The organism is Pseudosulfitobacter sp. SM2401 (assembly GCF_042932805.1).
Taxonomy (GTDB): Bacteria; Pseudomonadota; Alphaproteobacteria; order Rhodobacterales; family Rhodobacteraceae; genus Ascidiaceihabitans.
Genome location: NZ_CP170633.1, coordinates 2293594 through 2314062, shown reverse-complemented (window position 1 = coordinate 2314062; position 20469 = coordinate 2293594). Strand labels below are relative to the sequence as shown.

Here is a 20469-nt window from a genome sequence, read left to right as displayed (position 1 = left end):
TGCGGTGGTGCAGTCATTCGTTTACCTTGTTAGGACGGGCAAAAGCGGCCCGAATCTGTGCCAATAACGGTATCATTTTGGGGCGAGAATGTGGCCAGTTCCCTAATTTGGCATTAAAAGGCGGTGTTGAAAGTGATTGTTGACAGTTTGGAACCAATAACGCTGATTGGCGGCGGACCTTTGCCGACGGCGGATTTGGCAGAGGCATTAACCATAGCACAAACATGCGTGGCTGCCGATGGGGGCGCAAAAGCGGCGCTCAAGTACGGGATTGTGCCAGACGCAGTGATCGGCGATTTTGATTCCATCACACCAGATATACTGGCACAAATCCCGCCTGCGCGCTTGCATAAAATATCAGAGCAAAACAGCACCGACTTTGACAAAGCCATGCGCTACATCACAGCGCCTGTGGTGATTGCAGTCGGTTTTGCTGGCGGGCGCGTGGATCATCAGCTGGCCGCGTTTCACACTTTGCTGCGCTACCCGGATCGCCCCTGTATCATAGTCGGCGCGCAAGAGATCGTGTTTCACTGCCCGTCCCACATCGCCTTGCCGATTGATCCGGATCAGATCGTGTCCTTGTTTCCGATGACGCCAGTGACCGGGCGTTCAACGGGTTTGCAATGGCCGATCGACGGGTTGGACTTTGCGCCCGACACCTTTGTTGGCACGTCAAATCACAGCACGGGTCCGATTGAATTGTGGATGGACGGGCCGGGCATGCTGTGCATTTTACCACGCCAGTATCTGCGCGCGGTTACGCGTGCTCTGGTGTCGCAGGGTTAAGACGTTCAGCCCGCGCCACGTTGCGTTCGCGCAAAATCACGTAAAGACCTGCGGCGATGGTGATGACAATGCCGACGGCGGCCAAGCCGTTTGGTAAATCTTGGAACACCAGAAACCCGATGATCGTGGCAATCGGGATTTCCAGATATTGCATGGGCGCCAGCGTCGCCGAGGGCGCATAGCGCAGCGACCATGTCATCAACAGATGAGACAGGCTGCCCAACACACCAATGCTCAGCAACAACTGCCATTCAAACGCGGTGGGGGCGATCAGGTGCAGCATCGGCAAATCGCGACCATGCGCAAACATGAACAATGGAATCATAATCGCCACAGCGATGACGCCGCTGACGGCTTGTAGGCCGATGGGGTCGGTTTCTTTGGCAATCTGGCGGGTGATCAACATAAAGACCGAGAAATTCACCGCAACACCCAGCGGCAACAGGGCAGGCCAGCCGACTTCGGCAAAGCTGGGTTGAACCACCAGCAATGTCCCGGCGAACCCCACCAGACAGGCGATCAGACGACGCGGTCCAATGACTTCGTTCAACACGTATTTGCCCAGCAGCAACATCAAGAACGGCATGACAAAGGCGATGGCAACCGCATCCGCCAACGGCAGGTACTGCAAGGCGGTGAACATCATGCCGATGCCAATGATGTGCAAAACCGTGCGCGCAATGACCAGATGCAAGATTCGTCCTGATGACCGCCACGCCCGTTTGGTAAACCACACGACAGGTATCAAAATGATTGCTTGGACGGCGAAACGCACCAACAACAATTCACCCAACGGCACAGACTGCCCGAGAATCTTTGCAATCGCGTCACCCATAGGGGCGACAACGCAAAATCCGAGCATCAAAAAGACGCCGAGCAGGGGCTTGTCTTGTGTCATTAACCAAGAAACTATTTCGGAGATTTCGCAATTGCAATCCGTGGTTTACGGGCACGTGCTATGCTGGTTGGCGACAGGAGTGATGCGCATTGGCGTCAGTTGTTGGTCATACCCAAATGTGCCTGCCGTTCGCGGGCAAGCACGTATAGTCCCGCCCCCACAATGATCGCCACGCCCAGCAACGTCAGCTGACCGGGAATGTCCGCAAAGATCAAATAACCCAGGATCGTGGCTGCGACGATCTCGAGATATTGCAAGGGGGCAAGGGTACTGGCGGGCGCTTGGGCCAAGGCGAAACTGATCAGCAAATGCGCAATGGTTGCCATGACCCCGACGCCCAACATCATCAAAACACCGAATTGCGAGGGCCAGACCGGATCAAGGCTGGGGATGCTGGTGCCATTCGCCAGTGCAAGAATCGGCAGTGCGATCACCACGGCGGCAATCGCCGTGTAGGCCTGCATGGTCACCGGATGCATGCGCTGGGCCATTTGACGGGTCAGCACCATGTAGATCGCAAAACACGCAGCCGTGCCCAACGGCAAAAACGCGACCGGCCCGATTTGGGAAAAGCTGGGCTGGATCACCAGCAGCGCCCCGCCAAAGCCGACAAAGCAGGCAATGATCCGTCGAATTCCGATCTGTTCCTTCAGGATCCACGCGCCCAACAGCGTCAAAAAGAACGGTTCAACAAAAAAGATCGCGATGGCGTCGGCGATGGGCATGGCGCGCAGGGCGGTGAAAAACAGACCGGTCGCAATCATGATCAAGGCGGCGCGCGCCAGATGCAGGCCGATTTCGCGCATGTCAGGCCGGTGCAAGACGCCCAACAGCACCGCGATGGGTAACAAAAGTGTGGATTGCAGGATGAACCGTGCGGCTGTGACTTGGCCAACGGGAATGTTGTTTGGCACCAATTTCGCGAACACATCGATGCCCGGGGCAAGGGTCGCGCCCAATGCCATCAACAGCACGCCACTGATCACTGAGGGCGGTTTGTTCATTTTGTGCTCATGCCATCAGCAGTTCGGGACATTTACGGCCAATCCACCAAGGCTGGTTTCTTTGTATTTTTCCGACATGTCGACGCCGGTCTGGCGCATGGTTTCGATGCAGGCATCCAGAGGCACCAGATGCGTGCCGTCACCGCGCAGGGCGAGGGATGCGGCAGACACCGCCTTGATCGCGCCCAGCCCGTTGCGTTCGATGCAAGGGACTTGGACCAGCCCTTTGACCGGATCGCAGGTCATACCGAGGTGATGTTCCAGCGCGATTTCGGCCGCGTTTTCGACCTGCTGCGGCGTACCACCCATCACGGCGCACAAGCCTGCGGCAGACATTGCCGCGGCTGATCCGACTTCGGCCTGACAGCCCGCTTCGGCCCCCGAAATCGACGCGTTGTATTTCACCAGCCCGCCAATCGCGGCGGCAGTTAGCAGAAAATCTTCGATGTGTGCCTCGGACGCCCCGGGAACGTGGTCCAGATAATAACGCAGGGTCGCAGGCAACACGCCCGCAGCGCCATTTGTCGGGGCCGTCACGACCTGCCCACCAGCCGCGTTTTCCTCGTTCACGGCCATCGCGTACATGCTCATCCAGTCGTTGATGGTGTGCGGCGCGTTCAGGTTCATCCCGCGTTCGGCCTGCAAGGCATCGTGGATACCCTTGGCACGGCGGCGCACGGACAAGCCGCCGGGCAAAATCCCGTCGGTTTCCAAGCCGCGATCGATGCAATCGTTCATCACTTGCCACAGACGCGCGGTGCCCTTTTTCAGGCTCTCGTCGCAGCCGCGTGACACTTCGTTGGCGCGTTTCATCTGGGCGATGTTTTTGCCCGATGCGACGGACATTTCCAACATTTCAGCCGCGGATTTGAATGGAAACGGGATTGGCGCGCCTTCATCTGTGGCTTTGCCTGCCGCCAGTTCCGCTTCGGTCATCACGAATCCACCGCCGATAGAATAGAACACCTCGCGCAGGGTGACGTCGCCTTGGGCGTCTGTCGCCATCAGGATCATGCCGTTGGCGTGGCCGTCCAGTTTGGTGTCGTAGTCAAAGATCAGATCGGCCTTTGGGTCAAATTTCAAGCGGCCCAAACCGGGGGGCGTCAGGGTCTGCGTTTGCGCCAGCGCCGCCAATGCCACCTCAGCCTTGTCCGCATCATACGTGTCGGGCGAAAACCCGGCCAAGCCTAAAATCGTAGCGCGATCCGTCGCATGCCCGACACCTGTAAACGCCAATGATCCGTGCAATGACGCCCGCACGCCGGCAAATTCAAACGGCGAGGCGCGCATCATGTCCAGGAACCGCGCGGCCGCCACCATTGGCCCCATCGTGTGGGACGACGACGGACCAATACCGACCTTGAACATTTCAAAAACTGACAGGAACATTTATGTGGCACTTCCGATTTTAGGATTGGCGGGGACAGGATCGGTAAAGGGATGTGTGCCCAAGCCGTCCTCACTTTGCAAGCAGGCGCAGGCGGGCAGAGTTTGGATGTGGGCGCAAAGATCATGCAGGGCAGGGTAGGTCGCCAGCTTGAACCAGCTGCGATCCTGATCTGCCGGATAAATCGCAGGCCACCGCAGCACGCCACACAGGTAGAAATCAAACACAGAAGGGCGCTGGTTGGCAGCCCACGTCGGACGCTGGCTGACCAGATCATTCAACACGCCAAAATGGCCATGCAGCGCCTTTTGCAGCCCAAGGCGCAAAGCGGCTTGGTGTGCCGCATCCGCCCCGATGTATTTGTCAGGGTAGAAAATCATGCGCAGGGCCGGATGCACGGTGTTGGCCAAAAAGAACAACCATTTCAGGAAATCGGCCCGCTCGGGGTTATCAACAGACGGCCCCATTCCCCCGTGCCTGTCCGCCAACCACAACAGGATCGCGCCGGTTTCAAAAATCGGCCCTTGCGGCGTTTCCAGCGTCGGGATCAATCCGTTGGGGTTCAGCGCCCGATATGCAGCGCCGGATTGCTCCTGCGCACTGCGGTCCACCAGCACCGTTTCATAAGGCACGCCCAACTGTTCCAGCGCCAATCGAATGATCAACGAGGCATTGTCAGGGGCGTAGTGCAGCACATAACTCATAGCGGCTTTGATAGGGCGATTGCGCCCCGTTCAGGCATCTTAAAACGACAGCCTGCGCGGTTTTTCAGACGTCGGTACTGACAATGCGGATGGTTTCGGGACCAGACGCAATGTGAACAAGGTTTGGGGCCCAAAACGACCTTTACTCTCGCACCCGTGCGCACTCTTTCCTATAAGGGCGCAATCTTACTGCAAAGACACTTGGGGAGTCGCTGCCATGACCGGAGAATTGTCACCTATCGACAAGGCAAAATTTGTAGCTGCAAAGCGTGCGGCTGACTTTGTCGAGGACGGCATGCGCGTCGGGCTGGGGACCGGATCGACGGCTGCGTGGTTGGTGCGATGCTTGGGTGAACAGGTTCGCAATGACGGGCTGCGCATCAAAGGCGTTCCGACGTCGACCCGCACCGCACAATTGGCGCGCGAAGTCGGGATCGAAGTGATTTCTCTGGACGAGGCCAAGTGGCTGGACGTTACAATCGACGGCGCTGACGAATTTGACGGTGATTTGAACCTGATCAAAGGCGGCGGCGGCGCGCTGCTGCAAGAAAAGATCGTGGCGACGGCCTCTGATCAAATGGTGGTGATCGCGGACATCGGCAAAGAGGTCGAAACGCTGGGGGCATTCCCGTTGCCGATCGAGGTCATTCCCTTTGGCTGGCAAACCACCCAAGCGCTGGTTGAGGAAACCCTTATTTCCATGGACGTTCTAGGGCGCCAAGCGACCCTGCGCATGAACGGTGACCGCCCGTTTATCACCGACGAAGGCAACCACATTCTGGACCTGCATCTCAAGCGGATCGGCAACCCCCGTCAGTTGGCGTTGATCATCAATCAAATGCCTGGGGTGGTTGAAAACGGATTGTTCATTGATATCTGTGACGCCGTGGTCATCGGTTACGGCGATGGCCGTGTCGAAGTGCGCGACATCAATGAAGGCACGGTAGAACAGGACCGTCTCGATTTTGTAGAGACGGACAATCTGTTCACCGATCTAGCGGAATAAAAATGAAGCTTAAACGATCCGGCAAACAGACCCTGCTTGTGGTTGTCAACCTGGTGTTGGTCAGTGCTGTGGCTGCGTTGTACGTCACGGACGCCTTGGATGCGGGCGGCTTGTTCAACTGGGCCGCGGCGATTTTGCTGTCGATTTGGGCCACGTTCATCATGTTGAACCTGCTGCGCCGCTCGGTTTATGCCGAAATCGAAGAGGGCGGCATCACAGTCCACCGTGTTTTGACCTCGGTCTATGTGCCGTGGGCGCAAATGCAGTGGGCCAACATTGTGCCTGACAGCCGCATCAGCCTGATTGCGTATCGCCGCAACGGCGCTAGCAAAGAATCCTACACCGGCATGTCCAGTCGCCTGACCGGCGAGGACGGCAAAGCCGCATTATTGGCGGCCATTCAAAACGCCCGCCCTGATCTTCCCACACGTTCGCCCCACGATACGGCGACACCTGAATAACGGAGCCTCACCATGGCATTTGACTATGATCTTTTCGTAATTGGCGGCGGCTCTGGCGGCGTTCGGGCGGCACGTGTGGCCGCAGGTGAAAACGGTGCCAAAGTCGGCCTTGCCGAAGAAAGCCGCTATGGCGGCACCTGCGTCATCCGTGGCTGCGTGCCGAAAAAGCTGATGGTTTTTGCATCCGGCTATGCAAATATCGAGGCCGAGGCGGGCGCATACGGGTGGGACGTCACGCTTGGCGATTTCGACTGGAACCGTTTCAAAGGCACGCTGCACGCGGAACTTGACCGACTAGAGGCGATCTATCGTCGCTTGCTGGCCAACGCAGGGGTCGAGACATTCGACGCCCGCGCCACAGTCAAAGACGCGCACACGGTTGTCCTGTCCACAGGCGTAGAAAAGACCGCGAAACACATTTTGGTGGCCACAGGCGGTCGCCCGACGCGCCCCGACATCGCGAATGCGGATGCAGGCATCGTGTCAGACGATTTGTTCGATCTGCCGGAATTGCCAAAATCCATGCTGATCGTCGGCGGTGGCTACATCGCGTCGGAATTTGCCGGGGTCATGAACGGCCTTGGCGTCAAGGTCACGCAATTCTATCGCGGCGAACAAATCCTGCGCGGCTTTGACAACGAGGCGCGCACGCTGGTCGCAGAACAGATGGTCGAAAAAGGCATCGATCTACAGCTTGGCACCAACATCGCGGAAATGGAAAAACGTGACGGTGGTGTTTGGGTGAAATCGACCTCTGGCGACGAGGCCCTGTTTGATCAGGTGCTGTTCGCAACGGGGCGCAAACCGAACACCGATGATTTGGGGCTAGAGGCGACAGGCGTGAAACTGGACCGCGCAGGGGCCGTTCAGGTGAACGAATACAGCCACACAGCCGTGCCCTCGATCTACGCCATCGGCGATGTGACCAACCGCGTGAACCTGACCCCCGTGGCGATCCGCGAAGGCATGGCGTTTGTGGAAACCGTGTTCAAGGCCAACCCGACGCCTGTGGATCACGACCTGATCCCGTCCGCGATCTTTACGCAGCCGGAAATGGGAACTGTTGGTCTGTCAGAAGAGGCGGCGCGCGAAATCGAGGCGATCGAGGTCTATTCAACCACCTTCAAACCGATGCAATCGTCCTTTGCCGGACAACCGGATCGGGTGATGATGAAACTGGTTGTGTCCCAAGCAACGCGCAAGGTTCTCGGGTGCCATATCGTCGCACCGGCGGCCGGCGAGATGATCCAATTGGCAGGCATCGCCGTCAAAATGGGCGCAACAAAAGAGGATTTCGACCGGACCGTGGCGGTACACCCGACCATGTCCGAAGAAATGGTAACAATGAAAACACCCGTCCGAACTTCGTAAGACTTACGGCTTGATATTTGTGGCTTAGGGCACAGGTATGATAGCAACACGGTAACGGAGATTCCGTGACTCCAATTCGACGTGGATTCGGGCGATAATTTAAGGGAAGAACACACATATGGCTGGCAATACAGGCGGCCCCTGGGGGGGCGGTGGCAATTCCGGAGGCAACGACGGCGGCTCCAATGGCTCTGGCGGTAATCGCGGCAACAACGGCGGCGGGCGACGTCCCGACGACGAAGGTTCGCAAATTCCAGAGATCGACGAGCTGGTCAAAAAAGGCCAAGAGCAACTGCGCGTCCTGATGGGCGGTCGTGGTAGCAAAGGCGGGTCTGGTGGCCCAGGCGGCAGTGCCGGACCGGCATTCACCCGTGGCACCGTGGGCCTTGGTCTTGTTGCAGCAGTCGTTTTGTGGGGGCTCGCCAGCTTTTACACCGTCAAACCCGAAGAACAATCGGTCGAGCTGTTCCTTGGCGAATTCTCGGGCATCGGCACCGAGGGCCTGAACTTTGCGCCTTGGCCATTTGTCAAAGCCGAAGTGTTCGCCGTGACAACCAACCAAACCGAAACGATTGGCGAAGGTCGTGGCGCATCCGGCAACGAAGGCCTGATGCTGACAACAGACGAAAACATCGTCGACATCGACTTTGAGGTTGTTTGGAACATCAAGAACGCCAAAGACTACAAATTCAGCCTGAAGGAACCACAAGCGGCTGTTGTTGCGATTTCCGAGGCGGCGATGCGCGAAATTATCTCGCAATCCGAACTTGCGCCGATCCTGTCGCGTGACCGTGGTGTTGTTGAACAAACAGTTCAGGAACTGATCCAGCTGACGTTGGACAACCGCGAAACCGGTATCAACATCTTGCGTGTGAACGTCAAAAAGGTTGAGCCACCCAGCCAGGAAGTCGACGTTTTGACAACCAACGGTACGGCCCGTCGTGTGTCCGTTGTGGACGCATTCCTTGACGTGCAAGCCGCCGAACAAGAGCGTGACCGCCTTGAACGTCAAGCGGACGCTTACGCCAACCGAAAAGCCGCCGAAGCACGTGGTGAATCCGCGCAATTGCTAGAAGCTGCCGAAGGTTATCGCGCCCGTGTGGTCAACGATGCTGTTGGTGAAGCCAGCCGTTTCCTCGCCGTTTTGACCGAATACAAAGCCGCACCAGAAGTGACGCGCAAACGTTTGTATCTGGAAACGATGGAAAACGTGCTGAGCGATGTCGACAAGATCATTCTTGAAAACGGCGGCGAAGGCGGTCAAGGCGTCGTGCCTTATCTGCCGCTCAACGAGCTACGTAAAAACGGAGGGTCAAACTAATGCGATCCATTAATTATCTGATCCCCGTCGTTGTCATCATCATTGCTGGCCTGTTGTCCTCGATCTTTATTGTGGACGAGCGTGAAAAAGCGCTGGTTCTGCGTTTTGGGCAAATCAAACAAGAAGTTACGGATCCTGGACTGGCCTTTAAACTGCCGTTGCTGGACGAAGTTGTCCGCTACGAGGACCGTATCCTGACGCTGGAAACCGACTTGATCCAGGTTACCCCGGATGACCAACGTCGTTTGGACGTGGATGCGTTCGTTTTGTACCGCATCGCGGACATCAAGCAGTTCCGCCAAGCCACAGGTGTGGGCGGCGAAGCCGAGGCGACGTCGCAGCTTAAGGGCATCATGAACAGCCAAATCCGTGCTGTTTTGGGTGAACGTGGCGTGACATCGAACACGATTTTGTCACCTGAACGTGCCGCCTTGATGCAGCGCATTCGTGCGCAAGCCGACTCCCGTGCCTCGGCCTTGGGTCTGTCGATTGTTGATGTACGTTTGCGTCAAACGAACCTGCCAACGCAAAACTTCGATGCAACCTTGCAGCGGATGATCGCGGAACGGGATCGTGAGGCAACAGATGAACGTGCGCGTGGTCGCGAAGCGGCGCAACGTGTGACGGCCCAAGCGGATCGTACCTACGAAGAAATCCTGTCCGAAGCCCGTCGTGATGCACGTATCATTGAAGGTGAAGCAGACGCCGCACGAAACGGCATCTTTGCTCAAGCTTATGGCCAAGACGCTGAATTCTTTGAATTCTACCGTTCTTTGACAGCCTACGAAAAAGCACTTCAGGGCAAGAATTCAACGATGGTGATGTCACCGGACAGCGAGTTCTTTAACTACCTGAAAAGCGACACAGGTGCTAACAATTGATCGCACTGATCCTTCTGGCCCTCGGGCTGGTCATGATCATCGAGGGGCTGGCCTATGTGCTGGCCCCTCTGCTTATTGAGCGGGTGCTAGAGGCGCTGCGCGCGCTGCCAATCGCCTCACGTCGTCAAATGGGCGCACTGGTCGCGGTGACTGGTTTGATCTGCATCTGGGGCGCGTTTCAGCTTGGCCTGGCGCTGTAACATCGGCGGGCCCGCTGGCCAAAATCGGCGGAAATCGCATTAAATGTTACAGAAATTGGTTAATTTGCACGCTGCGTTCACGGTTTAGTAACATCCAATTGAAAGCCTGTGCGGGCATTCCATCTTTGATGTTGCAGTCTTGCATACCTACATGCAGGCTGTGCGGTAACGCGCATGCCTACTTTAATACTATGTGCGAAATGGTCCTTTTGGCCCCATAATAAACGACTGGAGACGATGAATGCAGCCCCAAGCGGTAGCCCTCTCGAAACAAATCCAACCCTTAACGCAAAGCCGTGCCTTATGGTTAACGCTGCTTGCAACCGCGCTGGTGCTGGCGCAGACGATGGCCGCATTTGCGCGCCCCGAAAGCCTTGCACCGCTGGCCGAAAAAATCAGCCCGGCCGTGGTTAACATCACCACATCAACAGTGGTTGAACGCCCGACCAGCCCCCAAGGCATTGTGCCCGAAGGATCCCCGTTCGAGGATTTCTTTAGCGAGCGTCGCAATGAGGATGGCGAAAACGGACAACGCCCGCGCCGGTCTTCGGCATTGGGCTCCGGTTTTGTGATTTCAGAGGACGGTTACGTCGTCACCAACAACCACGTCATCGAGGGTGCGGACGAAATTCTGATCGAGTTTTTCCCGGGCGAAGGGCAACCGTCAACGGAATTGCCAGCCAAAGTCATCGGCACAGATCCGAAAACCGACATTGCTTTGCTCAAGGTCGAAGTCGACCGTCCGCTGAAATTTGTTCCCTTCGGCAACTCTGATCAAAGCCGCGTTGGCGATTGGGTCATCGCAATGGGCAACCCGCTGGGCCAGGGATTTTCGGTTTCAGCGGGCATCGTGTCCGCCCGCAACCGCGCGCTGTCCGGCAGTTATGACGACTACATCCAGACCGATGCAGCGATCAACCGCGGCAACTCTGGTGGTCCGTTGTTCAACATGGATGGCGAGGTCATCGGCGTGAACACAGCGATTTTGTCACCCAATGGCGGCTCAATCGGTATCGGATTTTCCATGGCGTCCAACGTGGTGACACGGGTCGTGGGCCAATTGCGCGAATTCGGCGAAACCCGCCGCGGCTGGTTGGGTGTGAAAATCCAGGACGTCACGCCTGACATCGCCGAAGCCATTGGTCTCAATGACACAAAAGGCGCGTTGGTGAATTCTGTCCAAGAGGGCCCCGCCAAAGAGGGCGGTATGCTGGACGGCGATGTGATCGTGTCTTTTGCAGGCAAACCGGTGACCGACACCCGGTCTTTGGTGCGTCGTGTGGCCAACAGCCCCGTGGGTGAAACCGTCCGTGTACTGGTCATGCGCGAAGGCAAAACTGTCACGCTTAAGGTCAAACTGGGCCGGCGCGAAGATGCGGAAGGTGCGGTTCAAACCGCGGCCCAAGCCCCGAGCGAAGACGAGGCTGCACCAGAAACCAAATCGGTTCTGGGCCTGACCCTGAGCGCGCTGAACGAAGAGCTGCGCGAGCAGTTGGGCGTGGCGGATGATCTCGAAGGGCTGGCAATCACTGAAGTCGATGAGACCTCGGAAGCGTTCGAAAAAGGACTGCGGGCAGGGGATGTGATCACCGAAGCAGGCCAGCAAAAAATCACCAACATCGCAGAGCTGGAAACACGCCTGCAAGAGCGCAAAGACGCAGGGCGCAAGTCGTTCTTGCTGCTGGTGCGCCGTGCCGGTGATCCACGTTTTGTGGCGCTGAGCCTAAAATAAAACGAGCTAAATCAACGATCAAAAGGCGTGCCTTCGGGTGCGTCTTTTGCGTTTTTAGGGGGTGCGCGGCACTGCGACCAAACCCAGTTTGCGTGCGGCCGTCACGGTCAGGATCCCGTTGTCAAACCCATCCACCGCTTGAAATTTGCGAATGCCATTTCGTGTGCGGTTGTCCATCAACCCGGTCACGGGGCCACGGTAGAACCCGCGCGCGTCCAGCGCACGCTGCAGGCTGGCGGTGAAATCTTCGGTCAGCTGCGTGATGCAAACGATTTGCGTCCAGTTGACCTCGCGCTCTTGCACAATTTCCTGGCGGGCTTGCTTTTTGTAGATCGCAGGCTGTTGGATGCGCCCGTCCGATGACACTTGGGCCGGCTGCACCAACACTTCGCGGGTGACGGTTTCGATGATCGCAGCGGTTTCAGTTTTGCCCCAGCAGGTGCCAGTTGCAGCCCCCTCGGGGGCGTCCTGTGCGATCTGGAATTTACCCTGTTTCGTCGTTCCGCCTGTACCCAAAGGCGGCATGTCGCATGCCGTCAAAGCAAAACTGATAAGACCCAAAAGGGCAAAGGAATTTTTACGCATGAAGGTCGGCCTGTTCGCTCGGTTTTGTGGCAAACTACGCCGTTTTTAGCCGTCTGCCAACAGGGGCTGGACAGGTTGCGCCGCATCGGAATTAACCAATTGATCCAAAAGATACGAGATGTCTTCGATCTGCTGGGCCAACACATGGGTGACATCATGGGCGCGCTGCAATTGCCCCGTGACCCGCAGCATTCGCCCCGAAATCACGGCACGACGAAAACGTTCGTACATGTTGCGCCAAACGATGACGTTCACAACGCCGGTTTCGTCCTCAAGCGTAATAAAAATCACGCCTTTGGCGGTGCCGGGACGTTGACGCAAAATCACCAAACCCGCCACAGCAACCCGCGCATTGATGGGCGGAACATGCAGTTGGCTTGCCATCAGGCAGGATGGTGGGCGCGGCCATGTGATATGTTTTGATTTGGGTGGGGGTGTAAATACTTTCATGAGAACATAGGTAGAACATTACGTGGGCGCAGCAAACAGAAAATTGATGTGTCGCAAAAGGGGGTGGCGTTGCCTAAATGGCCTCGCTAGACAGGATTAACAGTTATTCTCAGAGGGTTTCAGATGGCCAAAATCACATATATCGAGCACGGCGGCAAAGAGCATGTTGTGGATGTTGCAAACGGCATGACCGTCATGGAAGGCGCGCGTGACAACAACATTCCAGGGATCGAAGCAGACTGCGGCGGAGCCTGTGCCTGCTCGACCTGCCACGTCTATGTGGACGCAGCTTGGGTCGAAAAAGTACCGGCCAAGGACGACATGGAAACCGACATGCTGGATTTCGCATATGAGCCTGACGAGACACGCTCGCGCCTGACCTGCCAGCTTAAGGTGACGGATGCGCTGGACGGTTTGATCGTTCAAATGCCAGAGAAACAAATCTGATGATCCCAATAGCGCGGCGTTTGCTGTCGCGCGCGCTGGGGCGTGTCACGCGCCGCGCAGCTCTGGCCGTGTGTGTGCTGCAACCGTCATTGGCGGCTGCCCAAGACATCACCGCTGCGCGTTACACGGACCCCACGACACGCTATGCGCACGGTGTGCTTGGTGACGCAATCGAGCATGAAACGCTGCGCTTGCAAACCGGTGACGGGCGGGTGCTGAACATCACATTACCGCAAACGGACGTCTTTGAAGACACAGAACCCAGGTTAGCTGATCTGGACGGTGACGGCGAAAACGAAGTCATCGTGGTGCAAAGCAACGAGCGGCTTGGGGCAAAACTGGCGGTGTACGATGCTGCGGGCTTGGTTGCGCAGACGCCGAACATCGGGCGATCCAATCGCTGGCTTGCGCCACTTGGGGCGGCGGATTTGGACCAAAACGGCACCGTGGACATCGCCTATATTGACCGCCCGCATTTGGCTAAAATCTTGCGCATTTGGCGGTTTGAGGCGGGGGCGCTGATCCACACAGCGGACCTGAACGGCTACACCAATCACCGGATTGGCGAACGCGACATTGCAGGGGGCATACGCACCTGTAATGGCATGCCCGAAATGATTGTTGCGACGGCTGATTGGCGCGATCTTGTTGCAATCCGTTTTGACGGCACGGATTTCGCAGTCAAACGCCTTGGGGCAGACACATCACGCGCGGCTTTTGCGGCGGCCATGGTCTGCAAATGAAGGCACTGATCGCGATGTTGTGTTTGATGACAAGCGGTACGTTAGCGGTGGCCCAAGATCAGATACCGCCGGATGCGTTTTTGGACATTGCCGAAGGTCGCACATTGACGTTCAGCGGATACATCAGCGGGCGCGTGATTGGCGAAGAGCATTTCCTGCGCCGTGATCGTTCGGTTTGGGCGGATAAAACCGGGCGCTGCACTTACGGGAGGATCGAGGTGCGCGGCCCCTATCTGTGTTTCATCTATGAGGATGAATTTGACCCCGAAAACTGCTGGACGACCTATAATGAAAACGGAACGCTGTTGGTGATGTCGCACCCCGGGCTAGAAATTCAGCGGATCAGCGACATCAATGATACGCCGCTGTCCTGCCAAGATGTTCCGCTGTCCTGATCAAATCCGCCAGATTTTTACAGGATCAGTCCAAGGCCCGCCAACCGATATCACGGCGGCAAAACCCTTCGGGCCAATCGATACGATCCACCATGTCATAGGCCCGCGCGCGCGCTTGTGCGAGACTGCTGCCGCGCGCTGTAACGTTCAAAACACGTCCACCAATGGCGACAATTGCGCCATCTTTTTCCGCTGTGCCGGCATGAAAGACCATATTCATGCTGTCCTCGGGCATTGCGCCCAAGCCATTGATTTTCGAACCCTTTTCGTAAGGTCCAGGGTATCCGTTTGCGGCCAGAACAACCGTGATTGCATGGTCATCAGCCCAATTGACCGCTGTGTCAGCCAGACGCCCCTCGGCTGCGGCATGCAGCAGATCAAACGCCTGCCCACCCAGGCGCATCATCAAAACCTGACACTCGGGATCGCCAAAACGGGCGTTGTATTCCACCAGACGCGGCTGCCCGTTTTCGATCATCAAACCGACGTACAGCACGCCTTGGTACGGCATTCCGCGCTTGGTCATTTCCGCCATTGTGGGACGCACAATTTGCGCCAAAGCCAGCTCTGCGATTTCGTCTGACAGAACAGGGGCAGGGGAATACGCACCCATGCCGCCGGTGTTCGGGCCGGTGTCGCCGTCGCCGACGCGCTTGTGATCTTGGGCTGTTCCGATGGGTAAAACGTTGTCGCCGTCGCACAACACAAAGAACGATGCCTCTTCGCCGGTCATGAATTCTTCGATCACCACTTCGGCCCCGGCCTCGCCGAATGACCCGTCAAACATGTCGTCAATTGCGGCCTCAGCCTCAGTCACGGTTTCGGCGATAATCACGCCTTTGCCCGCCGCCAAACCGTCCGCTTTAACCACGATCGGGGCACCTTGGGCGCGCACGTATTCTTTGGCCGCAACTGCATCGGTAAAGTGCCCGTAGGCGGCGGTTGGGGCATCACAGGCCACGCAAATTTCTTTGGTGAACGCTTTTGACGCTTCAAGGGCTGCTGCCGCTTGCGAGGGGCCAAACACCAAAAAACCAGAGGCGCGCAAATGATCTGCGACACCGGCGGCCAGCGGTGCTTCTGGTCCGATGATCACAAAATCGATGGCGTTTTCTTCGGCAAACCCAGCGACAACTGCGCCGTCCATGATGTCGAAATCGGCGCATTCCGCGATGGCCGCGATGCCGGCGTTGCCCGGTGCGACGATCAGCCGGTCACATTTCGGGTTTTGCAGCGTCGCCCAAGCCAGGGAATGTTCACGCCCGCCGCTGCCAAGGATAAGAATGTTCATCGAAGTACTCCTGATTTGCTTGGCCTCGCCGTTAGCGCGTTCTAAGCTGTGCGCAACACGAGGTAAAGATCACAGATGATGGACTTGATTGACGACCCCTCCGAGGGCCAAAATGCGCCGGAATTCAGCGTCACCGAATTGTCTGGTGCGATCAAACGCGTGATCGAGGGCGAATTCGGCAATGTGCGGATCAAAGGCGAGGTCGGGCGCGTGTCAAAGCCCCGTTCGGGCCATATTTATCTGGACCTCAAAGACGACAAATCTGTGATCAATGGCGTGATTTGGAAAGGCGTGGCAGCCCGTCTGCAAACCCAGCCCGAAGAAGGGATGGAGGTCGTCGCCACAGGTCGCATCACCACGTTTGGCGGGCAATCCAAATATCAGATCGTGATCGAAGACATCAAACCGGCGGGCATGGGCGCGTTGATGGCGCTGCTGGAAAAACGCAAAACGATGCTCAGCGGCGAGGGGCTGTTTGATGCCTCGCGCAAACGCGCGCTACCGTATTTGCCCGACGTGATTGGTGTTGTGACCTCGCCCTCGGGGGCTGTGATCCGCGATATTCTGCACCGCCTGCGCGACCGTTTCCCGCGCAAGGTTTTGATCTGGCCCGTCGCTGTGCAAGGGGCTAAATGCGCCCCCGAAGTGGCCGGCGCCATCGAAGGTTTCAACAAAATGCTGCCCGGTGGCGCGATGCCACGCCCTGATCTGTTGATCGTGGCCCGTGGTGGTGGCTCGGTCGAGGACCTCTGGGGTTTTAACGAAGAAATCGTCGCACGCGCCGCTGCGGCCTCGAACATCCCGCTGATTTCAGCGGTGGGGCATGAAACCGACACGACATTGATCGACTTTGTGTCCGACAAACGCGCACCGACGCCCACCGCAGCTGCGGAATTGGCCGTGCCAGTGCGCCACGAATTGCTCGCGTGGATCGATCAACAAGGCGCGCGGATGACCACAGCGCTGAGCGGCGGATTGCAACGGCGCGATCAGCGGCTGCGTGATTTGTCGCGCGCTTTGCCGCGTCCCGAAACCTTGCTGGACGGACCGCGTCAACGTCTTGATACCAGCGCCGCACGGCTTGGCCCCGCCTTAATGGTCGGCGTGCAGCGTCGCAAAATTCGACTGTCCGAGGCGGCAGGTGGCCTGCGCCCAGCATCTCTGTCCAGGATGATCGCAAACGAACGACGCCGGCTAAACGAGCGTTCAGTGCGGCTGGGTCCTGAGTATCTTCAAGCCGATATTTCCAAGCGTCGAGAGGCGGTTAGCAAACTGATGCACCGGGTTGACGCCGCATTCACGCGGTGCGTGACCAGGACGCGCCAAGACTTGGACGCGGTAGAACGATTGTACGAAACCCTCGGTCCAGAATCCGTTTTGAAGCGCGGATTCGCGATTGTGCGCGGCGATGGCAACGTGGTGACGACCAAAGGTGCGGCAGGCAAGGCAGGCACACTTGAGATCGAATTCAGCGATGGCCGCTTGTCCTTGAATGGCAAACCATCAGCCCGTAAGGCGGCTGTAAAGCCGTCAGACCAAGGGTCGTTATTCTAGCAATCTGTGGTGGGGTAAGGTGCGCGTGTCGCGCACCTCGCTTTGATTAACCGACGTGAAACAGCGTGTCGAACATCCGTGGATCGATGCTGTCGGCAGCAAACGTGTCGCCTTCGGTCAGGATCGAAACCGCATCGTGGCTGTGCAGGCTTTCCTGATGGCTTGCCACCACCCGGAAATCACCGATCCGCACATCTGCCAGCAGTTGTTCACAGAACAAACGCGCCGCATCCTCGACAAAGATCGGGTTGGCCGCGTTCAGCTCTGCGAAGGCTTGTTCGTCCTCGCGTTTGACCATGACCTGCGTTTCCGTTGGCACTGCGCGGCGACAGGTTTCGACCAAATCTTCGAACCACAGCACGTCCGTGTCTGTATCAATCTCGACTGAAATCCGCGCCACAGATCGTTGCGAATGCGGCGTCGCCAGCTGCCCACGGGTCACACGCGCATGCTCTGACAGCTCCAATGAACACGGGCATGTGGACGAGTAAACGTAATCCAGATGCATCATCTTTTTGCGCAGACCGTCTTTTTCCACCAGCTCTAGCGCGATGTCGTAATATTGATAGCCCGACAGGCCAGAACGCAGGCTTTGCACCTTCATCGGAAAGCTGAACCGCATCTGGATACGGGCATCAAAACTTTCGAGGTCGGTGATGTAGTCATCCAGCGCGGCCTCGATCACTTCAAAGCTGAAAGTCGCCTCGGCGTGTTTGTAAAACGAGCGCATGATGCGCGACATGTTGATGCCTTTTTTGTCGGCCTCAAGGCTGACAGAACCGGTGACAGAAGTCTCAAGCATCATTTCGCCGCCATCGCGCGATTGAAACCGCACAGGCAGGCGGAAATTCGAAATGCCGACGTGCTGGATCTGCTGCTTTGACCCGCGGATCAGGCTGGATGGCCCGTTTTGCAAGTCGGGCAGGGACGCCTTGTAGGCACCGTCCACAGCAAATTCCGCAGGGAATTCGCGTGACAGGGCAGGATAGTCCACGCCATCTGACCCGGGGATCAGTTTGGCGATGGACGGATCAAGCTCGAGAATCTCGGCTTGGCTTGCAGATTTTGCCCACTGGCGCAGCACATTGAGCGCTTCCTGAGCATCGTCACGTTCGGGTATTGGTCGTAAATCGGGCGAATGAATATTCATATAGTGGCCCCCCTTTTCGGCTTTCCTGCATTCTACATAGGGCGCGTGACGCCGTTTTGCCAATCTCGACAATAATTACGCGGTAAACGGCCTGTCAGATCACGCAGATGTGCAAAAATGGAAATATTTCCCATCTCTGGCCTAACCTACCGCATCCAAAGCCTGCAAAATGTCGGCGATCACGTCATCGGTATCCTCGATTCCGACCGAAATGCGCACCAATCCATCGGTGATTCCCAAATAATCCTTCTGATCCTGGCTGAGCCGTTGATGGGTGGTCGTCGCAGGATGGGTCATAATGGTTTTTGCGTCACCCAGATTGTTGGAAATGATGCCGATCTTGATCGCGTTCAAAAACTGGAACGCAGCCGCGCGCCCGCCTTTGACGTCGATCGCCAACATCGTGCCACCTTTGCCCATTTGCGCCTGCACCAACGCGTGTTGCGGATGATCGGAAAGACCAGGATAAATCACCCGTTTCAAACCAGCATGGCCCTGCAAGCTTTGCGCCAATGCGTGGGCCGTTGCCGTCTGCGCACGCACCCGCAGATCAAGGGTTTCGAGCCCCTTCAGATGCGTCCATGCGGTGAACGGTGACATGGAACCACCGGTGTGTTTCATGTAGGGTTCAACGGTTTTGCGGATGTAGTCGGTGCTGCCCAAAATGATCCCACCCAAGGCACGCCCTTGGCCGTCGATGTGCTTGGTCGTGGAATAAACGATGACGTCAGCGCCCTGTTCAAAAGCGTTGGAATAGACCGGCGTGGCGAACACATTGTCGATCACGACCTTGGCCCCGTGCACATGCGCGATCTCGCAAACGGATTTGATATCAATGACTTCGAGTGTCGGGTTGGACATGGATTCAAAGAACACAACCTTGGTGTCCGCGCGCACGGCCGCGCGCCATTGATCCAGATCGGTGCCATCCACGAACGTCACCTCGACCCCGTAGCGGCTTAGGATTTCCTCAAGCACATACAGGCACGATCCAAACAGCGCCTTGGACGACACCACGTGATCGCCGGCACGCAGCATCGAGGTTAATGCGCCTGAAACGGCGGCCATGCCTGACGCGGTGGCGAACCCGTCTTCGGCGCCTTCTAGGGCGGCGATCCGGTCCTCGAACATCTTGACCGTCGGGTTGCCGTAGCGGGCATAGATGAATTCATCGGGGCCTGAGTTCTCAAACCGTGCGGCGGCGTCTTCGGCGGTGTCGTAGACAAATCCCTGGGTCAGGAAAATCGCCTCTGAGACTTCGCCGTATTGACTGCGTCGTGTGCCAGAATGCACCGCTTTGGTGCGTGGGTTCCAAATGTCGCTCATGCCGTCTCTCTCCACGGGCTGTAAATGGGGCCAGCCACGAAAAAACCCCCGAACGCTGGGTCAAGCGAAGGGGGGCTTCATCCTGACCTTTTAGCGGAATTATTTAACGTGGCCCGCAATCCGGTAACAAATCGCCACAAAGTTGATTTACGCCTCTGGCGTGTCTGCGTCAACAGGATCATCTTCTTCAATTGCGTACTCTTGGAACAACTTTCCTTGAGTCATGAAGAACCCGAACAGCGCGGCACTTAGACCAAAGGTTTTGAAATAGACCCAGGTTTCAGTCGAAGTCGAGCGCCATACGATCTCGTTCAAAATCGCAAGACCAAAGAAAAACATCATCGCGCGACGAGTCAGAATGATCCAACCGGCGTCTTTCAGCGGCATCATTTCTTCCATCAGGCTTTGCAAATACGAGGTGCCGCGCAGCAGGCCAAACCCGAGGATCCCGCCGAACAGCACATAGATCATCGTCGGCTTCATTTTGAAAAACCGGTCATCATTCAGCCAGACCGACAGCCCACCAAAAACGACCACCAAAACCAGCGTCGCGATTTGCATTTTCGACAGTTTCCCCGTCAGCCACCACAGCGCGCCAGTGCTGGCAATCAGCAGTGGAATGAACGCCGCCGTGACCACAATGAAACCTTCGTATTCATTGCCGCCAATCGTGAACAGGCGATCCTTAAGACGCAGATAAGCGACGAAAAAGATCAGGATAGGCCCCAGCTCGAGTCCCATTTTCAGAAACGGATTTACTTCTTTTTGTGCCAT

Annotated in this window: 22 protein-coding genes and 1 riboswitch; of the genes, 12 read left to right on the top strand and 10 right to left on the bottom strand. The window is 57.0% G+C overall.

Annotated elements, in window-relative coordinates:
- Positions 1–132: 132 nt before the first annotated feature.
- Positions 133–789, top strand: coding sequence for a thiamine diphosphokinase (locus ACFIO0_RS11445; protein WP_390910526.1), 657 nt, complete (start codon positions 133–135; stop codon positions 787–789).
- Here ACFIO0_RS11445 and ACFIO0_RS11440 read toward each other — a convergent pair.
- The 4 genes from ACFIO0_RS11440 to ACFIO0_RS11425 form a co-directional block, all read right to left on the bottom strand.
- Complete coding sequence (locus ACFIO0_RS11440; RefSeq protein ID WP_390910525.1) at positions 761–1687, bottom strand: EamA family transporter; 927 nt, start codon at positions 1685–1687, stop codon at positions 761–763. The genes ACFIO0_RS11445 and ACFIO0_RS11440 overlap by 29 nt on opposite strands.
- 95 nt (positions 1688–1782) lie before the next feature.
- Positions 1783–2691, bottom strand: a complete 909-nt coding sequence (locus tag ACFIO0_RS11435) for an EamA family transporter (RefSeq protein WP_390910524.1) — start codon at positions 2689–2691, stop codon at positions 1783–1785.
- Between the two features lie 15 nt (positions 2692–2706).
- Complete coding sequence (locus tag ACFIO0_RS11430) at positions 2707–4080, bottom strand: L-serine ammonia-lyase (RefSeq protein ID WP_390910523.1); 1374 nt, start codon at positions 4078–4080, stop codon at positions 2707–2709.
- On the bottom strand, positions 4081–4782 hold the full coding sequence (locus tag ACFIO0_RS11425; protein WP_390910522.1) for a glutathione S-transferase N-terminal domain-containing protein: 702 nt from the start codon (positions 4780–4782) through the stop codon (positions 4081–4083).
- Positions 4783–4999: 217 nt separating this feature from the next.
- Between ACFIO0_RS11425 and rpiA the strand changes: the two genes are divergently transcribed.
- From rpiA to ACFIO0_RS11390, 7 genes are all read left to right on the top strand, one after another.
- Positions 5000–5788, top strand: a complete 789-nt coding sequence (gene rpiA, locus ACFIO0_RS11420; RefSeq protein WP_390910521.1) for a ribose-5-phosphate isomerase RpiA — start codon at positions 5000–5002, stop codon at positions 5786–5788.
- Between the two features lie 2 nt (positions 5789–5790).
- On the top strand, positions 5791–6249 hold the full coding sequence (locus ACFIO0_RS11415) for a hypothetical protein (RefSeq protein WP_390910520.1): 459 nt from the start codon (positions 5791–5793) through the stop codon (positions 6247–6249).
- 12 nt (positions 6250–6261) lie between these two features.
- Positions 6262–7620 carry a glutathione-disulfide reductase gene (gor, locus tag ACFIO0_RS11410; RefSeq protein WP_390910519.1) on the top strand — a complete coding sequence of 453 codons (1359 nt, stop codon included), beginning with the start codon at positions 6262–6264 and terminating at the stop codon, positions 7618–7620.
- Between the two features lie 118 nt (positions 7621–7738).
- Entirely contained in the window at positions 7739–8941 is a 1203-nt protein-coding gene (gene hflK / locus ACFIO0_RS11405; RefSeq protein WP_390910518.1) for an FtsH protease activity modulator HflK, read from the top strand.
- Positions 8941–9822, top strand: a complete 882-nt coding sequence (gene hflC, locus ACFIO0_RS11400; RefSeq protein WP_390910517.1) for a protease modulator HflC — start codon at positions 8941–8943, stop codon at positions 9820–9822. The genes hflK and hflC overlap by 1 nt, the downstream gene beginning before the upstream one ends.
- Positions 9822–10022, top strand: a complete 201-nt coding sequence (locus tag ACFIO0_RS11395) for a DUF2065 family protein (protein WP_390915327.1) — start codon at positions 9822–9824, stop codon at positions 10020–10022. The genes hflC and ACFIO0_RS11395 overlap by 1 nt, the downstream gene beginning before the upstream one ends.
- 241 nt (positions 10023–10263) lie before the next feature.
- Complete coding sequence (locus ACFIO0_RS11390; protein WP_390910516.1) at positions 10264–11754, top strand: Do family serine endopeptidase; 1491 nt, start codon at positions 10264–10266, stop codon at positions 11752–11754.
- A gap of 54 nt (positions 11755–11808) precedes the next feature.
- On the opposite strand, the gene ACFIO0_RS11385 is transcribed toward ACFIO0_RS11390, so the two are convergent.
- Positions 11809–12339, bottom strand: a complete 531-nt coding sequence (locus ACFIO0_RS11385) for a peptidoglycan-binding protein (protein ID WP_390910515.1) — start codon at positions 12337–12339, stop codon at positions 11809–11811.
- A 45-nt stretch (positions 12340–12384) separates the two neighbouring features.
- Positions 12385–12789 carry an OB-fold nucleic acid binding domain-containing protein gene (locus tag ACFIO0_RS11380; protein WP_390910514.1) on the bottom strand — a complete coding sequence of 135 codons (405 nt, stop codon included), beginning with the start codon at positions 12787–12789 and terminating at the stop codon, positions 12385–12387.
- 123 nt (positions 12790–12912) lie between these two features.
- Between ACFIO0_RS11380 and ACFIO0_RS11375 the strand changes: the two genes are divergently transcribed.
- Genes ACFIO0_RS11375 through ACFIO0_RS11365 form a run of 3 tightly spaced genes read left to right on the top strand, consistent with a single transcriptional unit; the run spans position 12913 to position 14374 of the window.
- Positions 12913–13236 (top strand): 2Fe-2S iron-sulfur cluster-binding protein, encoded by a 324-nt coding sequence (locus ACFIO0_RS11375; RefSeq protein ID WP_390910513.1) that lies wholly within the window; start codon positions 12913–12915, stop codon positions 13234–13236.
- Positions 13236–13979 carry an FG-GAP-like repeat-containing protein gene (locus ACFIO0_RS11370; protein ID WP_390910512.1) on the top strand — a complete coding sequence of 248 codons (744 nt, stop codon included), beginning with the start codon at positions 13236–13238 and terminating at the stop codon, positions 13977–13979. The genes ACFIO0_RS11375 and ACFIO0_RS11370 overlap by 1 nt, the downstream gene beginning before the upstream one ends.
- On the top strand, positions 13976–14374 hold the full coding sequence (locus tag ACFIO0_RS11365; RefSeq protein WP_390910511.1) for a hypothetical protein: 399 nt from the start codon (positions 13976–13978) through the stop codon (positions 14372–14374). Before ACFIO0_RS11370 ends, ACFIO0_RS11365 begins: the two co-directional genes overlap by 4 nt.
- A gap of 25 nt (positions 14375–14399) precedes the next feature.
- On the opposite strand, the gene purD is transcribed toward ACFIO0_RS11365, so the two are convergent.
- Positions 14400–15665 carry a phosphoribosylamine--glycine ligase gene (gene purD, locus ACFIO0_RS11360; RefSeq protein WP_390910510.1) on the bottom strand — a complete coding sequence of 422 codons (1266 nt, stop codon included), beginning with the start codon at positions 15663–15665 and terminating at the stop codon, positions 14400–14402.
- Positions 15666–15743: 78 nt separating this feature from the next.
- Between purD and xseA the strand changes: the two genes are divergently transcribed.
- Positions 15744–17219, top strand: a complete 1476-nt coding sequence (xseA, locus tag ACFIO0_RS11355; protein ID WP_390915326.1) for an exodeoxyribonuclease VII large subunit — start codon at positions 15744–15746, stop codon at positions 17217–17219.
- 46 nt (positions 17220–17265) lie between these two features.
- Here xseA and folE2 read toward each other — a convergent pair whose 3' ends face one another.
- The 3 genes from folE2 to ACFIO0_RS11340 form a co-directional block, all read right to left on the bottom strand.
- A complete protein-coding gene (gene folE2 / locus ACFIO0_RS11350) occupies positions 17266–18369 on the bottom strand; it encodes a GTP cyclohydrolase FolE2 (RefSeq protein ID WP_390910509.1) in 1104 nt (367 codons plus the stop codon).
- 141 nt (positions 18370–18510) lie between these two features.
- The gene (gene metZ / locus ACFIO0_RS11345; RefSeq protein WP_390910508.1) at positions 18511–19695 is read right to left on the bottom strand and encodes an O-succinylhomoserine sulfhydrylase; all 1185 of its coding nucleotides are present in this window, start codon (positions 19693–19695) and stop codon (positions 18511–18513) included.
- Positions 19696–19765: 70 nt separating this feature from the next.
- Positions 19766–19843, bottom strand: a riboswitch (SAM riboswitch).
- Positions 19843–20469 carry a septation protein IspZ gene (locus ACFIO0_RS11340; protein WP_390910507.1) on the bottom strand — a complete coding sequence of 209 codons (627 nt, stop codon included), beginning with the start codon at positions 20467–20469 and terminating at the stop codon, positions 19843–19845. Its footprint overlaps the riboswitch before it by 1 nt.